Annotated in this window: 10 protein-coding genes; 9 read left to right on the forward strand and 1 reads right to left on the reverse strand. The window is 73.8% G+C overall.

What is annotated here, in order from left to right:
* From miaA to panD, 7 genes are all read left to right on the forward strand, one after another.
* Positions 1 to 935, forward strand: a 935-nt coding sequence (miaA, locus tag E1283_RS19900; protein WP_132819453.1) for a tRNA (adenosine(37)-N6)-dimethylallyltransferase MiaA, incomplete at its 5' end; no start/stop codon positions are given.
* Between the two features lie 117 nt (positions 936 to 1,052).
* Entirely contained in the window at positions 1,053 to 1,601 is a 549-nt protein-coding gene (locus E1283_RS19905) for a hypothetical protein (RefSeq protein ID WP_132819454.1), read from the forward strand.
* Between the two features lie 20 nt (positions 1,602 to 1,621).
* Positions 1,622 to 2,509, forward strand: a complete 888-nt coding sequence (gene dapF / locus E1283_RS19910; RefSeq protein ID WP_132819455.1) for a diaminopimelate epimerase — start codon at positions 1,622 to 1,624, stop codon at positions 2,507 to 2,509.
* A gap of 304 nt (positions 2,510 to 2,813) precedes the next feature.
* Entirely contained in the window at positions 2,814 to 4,922 is a 2,109-nt protein-coding gene (locus tag E1283_RS19915) for a RelA/SpoT family protein (protein WP_132819456.1), read from the forward strand.
* 170 nt (positions 4,923 to 5,092) lie between these two features.
* A complete protein-coding gene (gene hflX / locus E1283_RS19920; protein ID WP_132819457.1) occupies positions 5,093 to 6,586 on the forward strand; it encodes a GTPase HflX in 1,494 nt (497 codons plus the stop codon).
* A gap of 148 nt (positions 6,587 to 6,734) precedes the next feature.
* Positions 6,735 to 8,186 (forward strand): glycoside hydrolase family 43 protein, encoded by a 1,452-nt coding sequence (locus E1283_RS19925; protein ID WP_132819458.1) that lies wholly within the window; start codon positions 6,735 to 6,737, stop codon positions 8,184 to 8,186.
* Positions 8,187 to 8,285: 99 nt separating this feature from the next.
* Positions 8,286 to 8,711 carry an aspartate 1-decarboxylase gene (panD, locus tag E1283_RS19930; RefSeq protein WP_132819459.1) on the forward strand — a complete coding sequence of 142 codons (426 nt, stop codon included), beginning with the start codon at positions 8,286 to 8,288 and terminating at the stop codon, positions 8,709 to 8,711.
* A gap of 96 nt (positions 8,712 to 8,807) precedes the next feature.
* On the opposite strand, the gene E1283_RS19935 is transcribed toward panD, so the two are convergent.
* On the reverse strand, positions 8,808 to 10,034 hold the full coding sequence (locus tag E1283_RS19935; protein WP_132819460.1) for a trypsin-like serine peptidase: 1,227 nt from the start codon (positions 10,032 to 10,034) through the stop codon (positions 8,808 to 8,810).
* Positions 10,035 to 10,315: 281 nt separating this feature from the next.
* Here E1283_RS19935 and E1283_RS19940 point away from each other — a divergent pair, with 281 nt between their 5' ends.
* On the forward strand, positions 10,316 to 12,250 hold the full coding sequence (locus tag E1283_RS19940) for an IucA/IucC family protein (protein WP_132819461.1): 1,935 nt from the start codon (positions 10,316 to 10,318) through the stop codon (positions 12,248 to 12,250).
* A gap of 11 nt (positions 12,251 to 12,261) precedes the next feature.
* Positions 12,262 to 12,954 (forward strand): GNAT family N-acetyltransferase, encoded by a 693-nt coding sequence (locus tag E1283_RS19945; RefSeq protein WP_132819462.1) that lies wholly within the window; start codon positions 12,262 to 12,264, stop codon positions 12,952 to 12,954.
* Positions 12,955 to 13,066 lie beyond the last annotated feature (112 nt).

Here is a 13,066-nt window from a genome sequence, read left to right on the forward strand (position 1 = left end):
CCCCCGCCCCCCGCGTCATCGCCGTCGTCGGGCCCACCGCGGCCGGCAAGTCCGACCTCGGCGTCGCCCTCGCCGAGCGCCTGGGCGGCGAGGTCGTCAACGCCGACTCGATGCAGCTGTACCGGGGCATGGACATCGGCACGGCCAAGCTCACCGTGGCGGAGCGGCGGGGCGTCCCGCACCACCTGCTCGACGTCTGGGACGTCACCGTGGCCGCCAGCGTGGCCGAGTACCAGCGGATGGCCAGGGCGACGATCGACCGGCTGCTCGCGGCCGGGCGCACCCCCGTGCTGGTCGGCGGCTCCGGGCTCTACGTGCGCGGCGCCGTCGACACCCTGGAGTTCCCCGGCACCGAACCCGTGGTCAGGGCCCGCCTCGAGGAGGAGCTGGCGGCCGTCGGCAGCGGCCCCCTGCACGCCAGGCTGGCCGTCGCCGACCCCCGGGCCGCCGAGGCCATCCTGCCGAGCAACGGTCGCCGGATCGTCCGCGCCCTGGAGGTCATCGAGATCACCGGGCGGCTCTTCACGGCCCAGCTGCCGGGCCCCGGCGTGGACCCCGGCGCCTACCCCACCCTCCAGCTCGGCGTCGCCGTGGAGCGTCCCGAGCTGGACGAGCGGATCGCCGACCGGGTGGACCTGATGTGGCGCGCCGGCCTCGTCGACGAGGTCAGGGCCCTGGAACGCGTCGGGCTGCGGACCGGGCGCACCGCCTCCCGCGCCCTCGGCTACGGCCAGGTGCTCGCCGCGCTGGCCGGCGAGTGCGACGAGGCGGAGGCGCGGGCGGAGACGGTTCGCGCCACCCGGCGCTTCGCCCGCCGCCAGGAGAGCTGGTTCCGCCGCGACCCCCGCGTGCGCTGGCTCGACGGCTCCCGGGAGGGGCGCGCGAGGCTCGTGGAGCACGCGTGGGAGCTGCTCGAACGGACGGTCACATCCTGATCACGTGATGGCATCGGGACGCTCCAAGCGGACGGGAGCGGCCATTCAGCGTGCCATCATCGAGCAATGTCGCAATGGCCGTGATCCGTTGGAGAGAAGTAGGGAGGGCGCGTGGCGATGGAGGCCAGCCCTCGCGAAAGCAACGGAACGACCGACGGCATCCCCCGGCAGCGCCCGGGCGACGAGCTCGCGGCGGACCCCGATCTCGACCTCGACGCCGGCGCCGAGCCGCCGATCACGTCGCTGACGGACGGTGACGAGGTCGCCGATCCGGAGGCCGCGGGCGGCGACCCGGTCGACTACCCCGAGGCCGACCCGGCGGCCGGCGGCGAGTCCTACGCCGAGCTGCGCCCGCCGCGCCGGCTGAAGCTGGTGCTGTTCGCGCCGATCGTGCTGCTGAGCCTGCTCGGCGCCCTGATGTTCGCCTTCCCGCTGGCCTTCGCCTTCGACGGTGCCGGCGCCGTCGTCGCGATGCTCGGCCTGCTCATCGGCTGCAGCGCCGCCGGCTGGGGCATGATGGCCGCTGTCCGGGCCGGCTTCACCTGGCCCGGGCTGCCGTCGCCGGGCTCGGGTCGTCGCCCCGACTGGCGGGTGCTGGCGCTCTACGGTCTCGGCCTCGGCGTCCTCGTCCTGCTCGCCGTCTGGCGCGTGTCCGGGCTGCGCTGATCCCGACTACGATCGGGCGGGTGAGCACCACCGCGCAGCCCGTGCCGTTCCTCAAGGGCCACGGCACCGAGAACGACTTCGTGATCATCCCCGACCCCGACGGGCGGCTCGACCTCTCGGCGGCCGCGGTGGCCCGGATCTGCGACCGGCGCGCCGGCGTTGGTGCGGACGGGGTACTGCGTGTCGTGCGCGCCGCCGCCGACCCGGCGGCCCGCGCCCTGGCCGGCGAGGCCGAGTGGTTCATGGACTACCGCAACGCGGACGGCAGCATCGCCGAGATGTGCGGCAACGGCGTCCGGGTCTTCGCGCACTACCTGCGGCAGGCCGGGCTCGTCAAGGACGGCGGCGCGGGGGAGGGGCTGCCCGTCGCCACCCGGGCCGGCGTGCGCCGGGTCGGCTTCGCGGCGAACGGCGACGTCGTCGTCGACATGGGCGCCGCGCGGTTGCCGGCCGGCCCGCGGGCCAGCGCCACCGTCACCGTGGGGGAGCGCGGCTGGCCCGCGCTCCACGTGGACATGGGCAACCCGCACGCGGTGGCCTTCGTCGACCAACTGACCGACGCCGGGCGGCTGTTCGATCCGCCGGCCGTCACACCGGCCACCGCCTTCCCGGCGGGCGTCAACGTCGAGTTCGCGGTGGACCGGGGTCCGCGCCACGTCGCGCTCCGGGTCCACGAGCGCGGCTCGGGCGAGACCCGCTCCTGCGGCACCGGCGCCTGCGCCGTGGCGGTCGCCGCCGCCCGGCGCGACGGCCTCGACCCCGCGCGCGACGGCGAGACCGCCACCTACACGGTGGACGTGCCGGGCGGCCGGCTCGTCGTGACCGAGGCACCGGACGGCACCGTGACGCTCACCGGCCCCGCCGTCCTGGTGGCCGAGGGCACCCTCGACCCGGCCCTGCTCGGCTGACGGCGCCGCCGTCCGCCGCCCCACGACCTCCCGCTCACGTCCGCTCACGTGCGCTGACGTGCGCCGATGTGCGCCCGTCGTGCGCCGGACGAATCCCGGCCTGGCCGACCCTCGCTTTCGGACAGCTTTCCATGGACATAAGTCACTCGGCTGGGTGATCCGCCACGTTAGGGGCGGCCAGTGGTCGGGGCGACGTGCTGGGCTCGGTAGCATCAAGCACCGGCGCCGCAGCGGGATCACGGGTCACGGGGATCACGGGGAATGGGCCGCGGTCCGGTCTGGAGACCGCGGGAGGTGCCACCCCATGAGCGCAGAGGCGACAGCACCCAGTGGCCGGCGGGGGCACCGCCGGGACGTGCTGAGGTTGCGTCAGCTCGGCCGCGCCGCCATCTTCGGCACGGCCGTCGGCAACCGGCTGCCCGACGCACTCGAACACGTCGCCCAGGCGCACCGACGCCATCATCCCGGCGCCGAGCTCGACATCCTGCGCCGTGCCTATCTGCTGGCCGAGTCCGCCCACCGCGGGCAGACCCGCAAGAGCGGCGAGCCCTACATCACCCACCCGCTGGCCGTCACCCTGATCCTCGCCGAACTCGGCGCCGAGACCACGACGTTGACCGCCTCCCTGCTCCACGACACCGTCGAGGACACCGAGGTGACGCTCGACCAGGTCGGCACCGCCTTCGGCGACGAGGTGCGCCACCTGGTGGACGGCGTCACCAAGCTGGAGAAGGTCGACTACGGCGCCGCGGCCGAGCCCGAGACCTTCCGCAAGATGCTGGTCGCCACCGGCAGCGACGTGCGCGTCATGTCCATCAAGCTCGCCGACCGACTGCACAACATGCGCACCCTCGGCGTGATGCGCCCCGAGAAGCAGGCCCGCATCGCCCGCGTCACCCGCGACGTGTTGATCCCGCTCGCCGAGCGGCTCGGCGTGCAGACGCTCAAGACCGAGCTGGAGGACCTGGTCTTCGCGGTCCTCCACCCCGAGGACCACAGCCGGGCACAGGAACTGATCCGCGAGCACGCCGAGCGCCCCGACCCGCTGGCCGCCGTCGCCGACGCCGTCCGCGAGGTGCTGCGCGAGGCCGGCATCGGTGCCGAGGTGCACATCCGGCCGCGGCACGTGCTCTCGGTGCACCGGGCCCGCCGCAAACGCGGGCAGCTCGACCCCTGCGACTACGGCCGGCTGCTGATCCTCGTCGGAGAGGACGCCGACTGCTACGCCGTGCTCGGCGAGCTGCACACCTGCTTCACCCCGGTGGTCTCCGAGTTCAAGGACTTCGTCGCGGCGCCCAAGTTCAACCTCTACCAGTCGCTGCACACCGCCTTCCTCGACGAGGCGGGCCGGCTCGCCGAGGTGCTGGTGCGCACCCACCGGATGCACCGCGTCGCCGAGACCGGCGTCGTCGCCCTCGGCGACCCGCACCGCTCCGCGGACGGCGAGCCCACCGCGGACGACGCCGAGCGTGTCGACCCGACCAGGCCGGGATGGCTCTCCCGGCTGCTCGAGTGGCAGCGGCAGGAGCCGGACCCCGACACCTTCTGGAGCTCGCTGCGCGACGAACTCGCCAGCGACCGGGAGATCACCGTCTTCGCCGAGCGCGCCGACGAGGGCACGCTCCACCTACCGCTCGGCGCCACCTGCGTGGACGCCGCGTACGCCCGGCACGGCCAGGCCGCGCACACCTGCCTCGGCGCCCGCGTCAACGGCCGGCTCGCCCCGCTGCGCACCGTGCTACGCGACGGCGACACGCTCCGGCTGCTGCTCGCGCCGGACGGCAGCTCGGGTCCTTCCCCCGACTGGCTCGACCACGCCACCACCCCCGCCGCCCGGATCGCCATCCGCCGCTGGCTCGACGAGCGGACCCCGGAGGCGGAGGGCGAGCCCGAGCGCCCCGCGCCGCCGGCCCTGCCGCGGACCCGCGGCCGGGCGCCGGACCCCGCCGCCTCTGGCGAGGCCCTCGGCGCCGTGGTCCCCGACGCGCCCGGCGCGTCCGTGCGGCTCGCCCGCTGCTGCACCCCGGTGCCGCCGGACCGCGCGCTCGGCTTCACGGTGCGTGGCGGTGCCGTCACCGTGCACCGGGAGAGCTGTCCCTCCGCGATCCGGATGGTCGGGGCCGGCCGGCACCCGCTGCCCGTGTCCTGGCGCTCCGGGGCCGTGGCCGGCCGGGTCACGCTGCGCGCCGAGGCCCTGGGCCGCGCCGAGCTGCTCGCGGACCTCACCGAGGTCATCGCGGCACAGGGCGTCGCCGTGGAGCACGCCGAGGTGGAGCCGCCACGCCAGCAGCGGGTCAGACACACCTACACGCTGCGACTGCCCGACGCCTCCGGGCTACCCGGCCTGATGCGGGCGATGCGCCGGGTGCCCGGCGTCTACGACGTGAGCCGCGCGGTGCGGACCCGACCCTGACGCCGCCAAACCCGGGTGACGGGGCGACGCCCGCGTGCCACTATGGTTCCGCCCGGGGGAATTCTCCGGTTCGCCCAGGCGTTCCCCGGACAGTGTTCCGGCGCGGTGTGGAAAGCATGGCTCCGTCGTCGCGTCGCACCCGACCATCGCAGTCGACCCTAAGGATCGAATTGACCTTCTCCTCTCTTCCTCAGGTTCCTCAGGACCACCAGCGCCGCGCCGCCGGCCGCCGGGCCGACGCCCTGATGAACGAGGACGTCGCCTGGAGCGGTATCGACGAGGAGCGGGACGGTGAGCAGTTCGACCGCGAAGAGCGCGCCGCGCTCCGCCGCGTCGTCGGCCTCTCGACCGAGCTCGAGGACGTCACCGAGGTCGAGTACCGGCAGCTGCGCCTCGAGCGCGTGGTGCTGGTCGGCGTCTGGACCTCGGGCACGGCCCGCGACGCGGACAACTCCCTCGCCGAGCTGGCCGCCCTCGCCGAGACCGCGGGCGCACTGGTGCTCGACGGCGTGATCCAGCGCCGTGACAAGCCGGATCCGGCCACCTACATCGGCTCGGGCAAGGCCAAGGAGCTCCGCGACCTGGTTCTCGAGACCGGCGCCGACACCGTCGTGTGCGACGGTGAGCTGAGCCCGGGTCAGCTGATCCACCTCGAGGACGTCGTCAAGGTCAAGGTGGTGGACCGCACCGCCCTGATCCTCGACATCTTCGCCCAGCACGCCAAGTCCCGCGAGGGCAAGGCGCAGGTCTCCCTGGCCCAGATGCAGTACATGCTGCCGCGGCTGCGCGGCTGGGGCCAGTCGCTCTCCCGGCAGATGGGCGGCGGCGGCTCCAGTGGTGGCGGCGGCATGGCCACCCGTGGTCCCGGTGAGACCAAGATCGAGACCGACCGTCGGCGGATCCGCGAGAAGATGGCCAAGATGCGCCGGGAGATCGCGGAGATGAAGACCGGCCGCGACGTCAAGCGGCAGGAGCGCCGTCGCAACAAGGTGCCCTCGGTCGCCATCGCCGGCTACACCAACGCCGGCAAGTCCTCGCTGCTCAACCGCCTCACCGGCGCCGGGGTGCTGGTGGAGAACGCGCTGTTCGCCACCCTCGACCCCACCGTGCGCCGCGCCGAGACGCCGAGTGGCCGCGCCTACACGCTGGCCGACACCGTCGGTTTCGTGCGCCATCTGCCGCACGACCTGGTGGAGGCGTTCCGCTCCACCATGGAGGAGGTCGGCGACGCCGATCTCGTCCTCCACGTGGTCGACGGCTCGCACCCGGTGCCCGAGGAGCAGCTGGCCGCGGTCCGCGAGGTGATCGGTGAGGTCGGCGCCCGGGACATTCCGGAGATCGTCGTCATCAACAAGGCGGACGTGGCCGACGAGTTGGTGCTCCAGCGGCTGCTCCGCGACGAGCGGCGGGCGATCGCGGTCTCGGCGCAGACCGGCCAGGGCATGGCCGAGCTGCTGGCCGCGATCGACGCCGAGCTGCCGCGGCCGGCCGTCGAGCTGGAGGCGCTGGTGCCCTACACCCAGGGCGCGTTGGTGTCCCGGGTGCACGCGGAGGGCGAGGTGCTCGCCGAGGAGCACACCGGCGACGGCACCCTGCTCAAGGCCCAGGTGCACGAGGAGCTGGCCGCGATGCTCGCTCCGTACGTGCCGGTCGCCAGGAGCTGATCGACCGAAGGAGGGCCGCGCCCCCCGTGCCGTCAGGCCGGTGGGGGCGCGGCCCTCCTTCGTCGGACGGTCCGGACCGGTTGACACACCCATGGCCCTTTCCTACCTTCGCGCCGGGACCTTACATCGATGTAAAGGAGGCGTCCCCATGCGCGTTGGCCTCGGCACGGCCCGTCGCGCGGCGCTGTTCGCCGCCCTCCTGGGCCTCCTGCTCGGCTGGATCACCGCCTCGCCACACGCCACGGCGACCGAGGCGTCAGCCGCCCCCAGCACCGGTTTCCGCAACCCGCTCAACCCGGGACCGGATCCCTTCCTGACCTACTGGCGCGGCAACTACCACCTCACCACCACGCAGGGCAACAGCATCCGGATGTGGCGCTCCCCCTCGCTGAGCACGCTGCTGGCCGCCGACCCGGTGACCGTGTGGACGGACTCCGACCCCTCGCGCAACCGGAACATCTGGGCACCGGAGTTCCACCGGTTCGGAGACCGCTGGTACCTCTACTACACCGCCGACGACGGGGTCGACGACCACCACCGGCTGTACGTCCTGGAGTCGGCGGGCGACGACCCGGCGGGCCCCTACCACTTCAAGGCCAAGCTCGAACCGCCCAACCACCGGGACACCTACGCCATCGACCCCAGCGTGTTCGAGCACAACGGCCGCCTCTACCTCGCCTACGCCGGCATCAACCAGTACCAGCACAACGGCCTCAACATCGCGCCGCTGACCAACCCCTACACCGTCGCCGGCGACGCGGTCGCCCTCGACGCCGCCGGCGGCTGCCCCGAGGTCCGCGAGGGGCCGGAGTTCCTGAACCGCAACGGCCGCACCTGGCTGACGTACTCCGCCTGCGACACCGGCAAGCCCGACTACCAGATCCGGATGCTGTCCCTGCCGAACGGCGCCGACCCCCTGGTGCCGGGGAACTGGACCCAGCACCCGGGCACGGTGTTCGCCCGTGCCGACGACCGCGGTGTCTTCGGCCCCGGCCACCACGCCTTCTTCCGCTCGCCCGACGGCACCGAGGACTGGATCGTCTACCACGCGAAGACGACCAGCACCGTCACCTACACCAACCGCACCACCCGGGCCCAACGGATCACCTGGAACGCCGACGGCAGCCCGAACCTCGGCCGCCCGCTCGCCCTCGGCGCGACACAGGAACTGCCCTCGGGCGACCCGGGTTCCGGCAACTACTGGATCAACGACGACGGTCGCTCCAACGGGCCCGGCGGCGTCGCGTACACCGGCACCTGGAACTCGGGGACCGGCTGCGCCGCCCAGTGCTTCTGGAGCGACGACCACTGGAGCGACCGGGCCGGCAACACGGCCACCTTCACCTTCACCGGAAACCGGATCGCCCTGCTGTCCGTCCGGGACACCGGCAACGGCATCGCCGCCCTCAGCATCGACGGCGGCCCGGAACAACGCGTCGACTTCCACGGCCCGATCCGCACCGGCGAGACGCTCCAGTACCTCAGCCCCTGGCTGGCGGACGGCCGCCACACGCTGCGGATCCGCGTCACGGGCGAGCACGACGCCGGGTCCTCGGCCTCGTTCGTGAGCGTGGACCGGGCCGAGGTCTACACCAGATGACCGGGGCGGCCCGCGGCCGGGGCGATGGCTCGTTGTAGAGTGGACACAGTGCCCTTGACCTGCAAGAACGCAGGCAGGGAGCCTAGTCAGGAGTACTCGATGCTGCGAACCATGTTCAAGTCGAAGATCCACCGCGCCACCGTCACCGAGGCTGACCTGCACTACGTCGGTTCCGTCACCATAGACGCCGACCTGATGGACGCGGCCGACCTGTTGCCGGGCGAGCTGGTCCACATCGTCGACATCGACAACGGCAACCGCCTCGAGACCTATGTGATCGAGGGCGCCAGGGGCACCGGCGTCATCGGGATCAACGGCGCGGCCGCCCATCTCGTCAAGCCAGGCGACCTCGTCATCATCATCAGCTACGCACAGGTGGACGATGCCGAGGCCCGCCGGCTGCGACCCACCGTGGTCCACGTCGACGGCGCCAACCACGTCGTCCGGCTGGGCGACGACCCGTCGGAGCCGGTGCCCGGCAGCCGCACCGAGCGCAGCCCGAACGCCGTCGCCAGCGCCCGCTGACGCACCGCGCCGCGGCGAGGCGAGGCGGCACGAACGAGACGAGGGGCCGGTGTCCGCACTCGCGGACACCGGCCCCTCCGTCGTCGTGCGCCGGGGTCAGCCGGCCTGCTGGCTCACGTACTCGAGGACGTCCTGCGCCTCGACGTCCAGCCGGGGGCCCGCGAGCCAGGTGCTCTCGAACGGGCCGATGGAGTTGACCGAGATCAGCTCGGCCTCACCGTCGTCGCCGGTCCGCAGCCAGGGGCCGCCGGACGAGCCGCCGGTCATGGTGCAGCCGACCCAGTAGAGCACCGGCATGGTCGAGTCGATCGCCAGGCGACCGGGCGTGCCGTCGCAGCGGTACATCAGGGCGCCGTCGTAGGGGGCGGCCGCCGGGAAGCCGTACAGCGAGACGGGGCCGAGCCCGGAGACCGCCGGGGCGTCGAAGTTGACGTCGACGGCCGCGCCGACCGTCTCCTCCAGGGAGAGCCCGCTGCCGTCCTCCGGCTCGACGGACAGCACCGCGAAGTCACCGTGCGCGCCCTCGCCGCCGGTGGTGGTGCCGTTGTCGAGCCAGTACTGCGTGGTCGACACGTAGGTGGCCCAGAAGACGCCGTACGGCGCGACCTCGCCCACGTTGGCCGGGTTGTTGGCCTCGGCCGCGCTCAGGCCGTTGTTGTTGTAGGCCGGCACGAAGCTGATGTTCCGGTACCAGCCGCCGCCGGTGCCCGCGTGCACGCAGTGGCCGGCGGTGGCCACCAGGTTGGACTGGCCGGGGTTGTTCGGGTCCCTGACGACGGTGCCGGAGCAGACCATCGGGCCCTCGGGGCTGTCGAAGAACACCTTGCCGATGGGGGCGCCGTTGTCCGTGTACGGCGTGTCCACCTGGACGGCCTCGACGGGGGCGGGCTCGGGGTCGGTGATGCCCCGGTCGGCCATCGGGTCGTCGGCCTGCGGCGCGTCCGGGTCCTCCTGGATCTGGTCCTCGTCGATCGACTGCTCGGGGTCCTCCGCCTGCCCCATGCGATCGGTGTCCCAGAGGCCCTCGATGATCGGGTTGACGAAGTCGCCGATCTCGCTCAGCCAGGTCTCCTGGTCCCAGTTCTCCCAGCCGCCGTCCAACCAGGCGTCGACGTCGAAGTCGAAGGGGAGGTTGTCGAGGACGTCCTGGAGCTCACGGCCGGAACCCGGGTCCTCCGTGGAACTGTCGCCAGGCGCCTGCGCGTCGTCGTTCGTCTCCTCGTCGCCGCCACACGCGGTGACCGTGAGCGCGAGACAGGCGGCCATCGCCGTGGCGGCCAGCGCGGCGCGGCGACGCGAGGGCCGCCTGCGTATCGATGACATGGGTGAACTCCCCCTGAGGTGTCTCATGGTCCTGCTCGGTGGTGCGCGGAGCGCTTGCGCCTGCCCGGCACCCCGCCGGCACGGAGGACTCCCCCACTATGCCGGTGCCCAAGTGGACGGTGGTAGCCGGGTCCCCGGTTCCCGACCGGGGCGCGAACGCGCCGCCGACGGCGCACGCGCGACGGGTCGCCCCAAAGGATCTTGCCACAGGCCGTGTTCCCCCGTGGACGCGGTCGTTACTACGGATGGAGCAGCACAGCAGCATGACAGACAGGTGAGAGATGAACGGACGCCCCCGTCCCGACCGCAGCCCGGGCCGCGAGCGCCAGCCGGTCCGCCGCCGTCCCGCCCGGCTCATGGAGCCCTCCATTCCCCGGCAGCCGAGAGGGGATCGGTCCCAGTCGACCGAGCAGGACGCCGCGACGCCGCGGGAGGTCCCCGATCCGCTGGAGCACCCGCTGGCCGAGGCCGCCGCCGACGCGGCCACCGTGGAGAGCCTGTTGCGCTGCTGGGTCCGGGAGACCGGGGCCGTCCGGCCGGCCGGCGGCACACTGCTCCTCCCGCTCGCCTCCTCGGGCGTGGCGCTGCGCGTCCGCCTCAGGTACTGGTCGGCCACCGGCTGGCACCGCTTCGGCCCGGTGCGGATCGAGGGCGCGCCTCCCACCGCCGCCCCGGTGGACGCGGTCACGCTGGCCGCGCTGCTCGGCCGCGAGGCCGCCCACCGCGGCGGCGCCGCGCAGGCCGGCGCGGAGGGCACCGCGATGGTGGGCCGGGTCGCCGACTCGGTGCGGCGGACCGCCGGCTTCCTGGCCGCCCGCCGCCTGGCCCCCGGGCCCTCCGGGCACGGCCACGCCTTCCTCGACGCCGAGCAGTCGCTGCTCCTCGGCCACCCGCTGCACCCCACGCCCAAGAGCCGGGAGGGCCTGGCCGGCCACGAGTCCCGTCGCGCCTCGCCCGAACTGCGCGGCTCGTTCCCGCTGCACTGGATGGCGGTCGACCGCTCGGTGCTCGCCGCCGACTCCGCGTGGACGGAGCGTGGCGAGACGGTGCCGGCCGAGGCCCTGGCTGCCAGGCTGGCCGGTTCCGGCCTCACGCTGCCGCCGAACACCGTGCCGCTGCCGCTCCACCCCTGGCAGGCCCGTGACCTGGTGCACCGCCCCCCGGTGGCCGCGCTGTTGGGCGCCGGGCTCCTCCACGACCTGGGCGAGCACGGCGAGCCGTGGTACCCCACGTCCTCGGTGCGCACCGTGCACCGCCCCGGCGCGCCGGCCATGCTCAAGCTCTCGCTCGCCCTGCGCATCACCAACTCCCGCCGGGAGAACCTGCGCAAGGAGCTGCACCGAGGCGTCGAGGTGCACCGGCTGCTGTCCAGTGGTCTCGGCGCGCAGTGGCGCGCCGCCTTCCCGGCCGGGCCCGGCTTCGACATCGTGCGCGACCCGGCCTGGCTCGCCGTCGACGACGCCCAGGGCCGGCCGGTGCCCGGTCTGGACACCGTGCTGCGCCACAACCCGTTCGGCCCGCGCGACGACGCCCTGTGCCTGGCCGCGCTCACCGGCCTCCGGCCCTGGCCCGGTCGGCCCGAGGCCGAGCTGCGCTCCCGCCTGGCCGACGTGGTCCGCGCCATCGCCGAGCGCACCGGGCGCGGCACCCCGGCGGTGTCCGCCGAGTGGCTGCTGCGCTACCTGCGGGCCGTGGTGCGGCCGTTGCTCTGGCTGGACGCGTGGGCCGGCGTCGCGCTCGAGGCCCACCAGCAGAACACGCTGGTGCTGCTCGACGCCGAGGGCTGGCCGGCCGGCGGCCGGTTCCGCGACAACCAGGGGTACTACTTCCGCGCCTCCCACCGCGAGGCCCTGGACCGGCGGCTGCCGGGCATCGGCCAGCGGTCCGACACCTTCGTGGCCGACGAGGTGGCCGACGAACGCTTCGCCTACTACCTGGGCATCAACAACGTCCTCGGCCTCATCGGCGGGTTCGGGGCCCAGGGGCTCGCCGACGAGGGGTTGCTGCTCGCCGCGTTCCGCCGCTTCCTCACCGAAGAGGCCGGGGCGGCGTCCGGCGGCCCCGTCTCGCCCTTGGTCGCCCACCTGCTGGAGTCGGCCACCCTGCGCTGCAAGGCCAACATGCTGACCCGCCTGCACGGCCTCGACGAACTCGTCGGCCCGGTGGACGGCCAGTCCGTCTACGTCACGGTCCCCAACCCGTTGGCCACCGCCTGAAGGAGCACGCCATGCCCGACGCCGAGGCGGATACCGGAGCGGATACCGAGGCCGACTGTGAGGACACGGCGGACCTGCCGCTGCCGCCCGACCTCACCGGTGCGTTCGCCCCGTACGGTCCGGTCGGCGCCGACCGGGCCCCCGGCGCGGCCGACCCACTGGACGGGGTCGCCGACTGGGGGCCCATCAACACCGCCGCCGGGGTGCTTCAGTTGGTGCCCGTGCTGCCGGCCCGGGACCTGTCGCTGGTCACCACCTGGATGAACGACCCGGTGGTCGACGCCTTCTGGTTGCTGGCGGGGCCGCCCGAGCGCACCGCCGCCCACCTGGAGCGGCAGCTCATCGGGGACGGCCGGAGCATGCCCTGCCTCGGCATGCTCGACGGGCTGCCCATGAGCTACTGGGAGATCTACCGGGCCGATCTCGATCCGCTCGCCCGCCACTACCCGTCCCGTCTGCACGACACCGGTCTCCACGTGCTCATCGGCAACGCGGAGGACCGCGGCCGAGGCGTCGGCGCCGCCCTGCTGCGCGCCGTCGCCGAGCTCGTGCTCCGCCACCGGCCGCGCTGCCAGCGCGTGGTCGCCGAGCCCGACGTGCGCAACGTGGCCTCGCTCGCGGCGTTCCGCGCCGCCGGATTCCGGAAGGCCGACGAGGTCGTGCTCCCGGAGAAACGTGCCGCCTTGATGCTCAGGGACCGCTGAGGCCCCGGCCGCGGCGTCCACTCGCACCGGGCGCCCGGCGGCCGCACCGGCCGGCGGTCCGCCCCCACCCGTGTCCGAGGAGGAGATCCCGTGTCCCCGTCTCCCACCGCCC

Source organism: Streptomyces hainanensis (assembly GCF_004348415.1).
GTDB lineage: Bacteria > Actinomycetota > Actinomycetes > Streptomycetales > Streptomycetaceae > Streptomyces > Streptomyces hainanensis.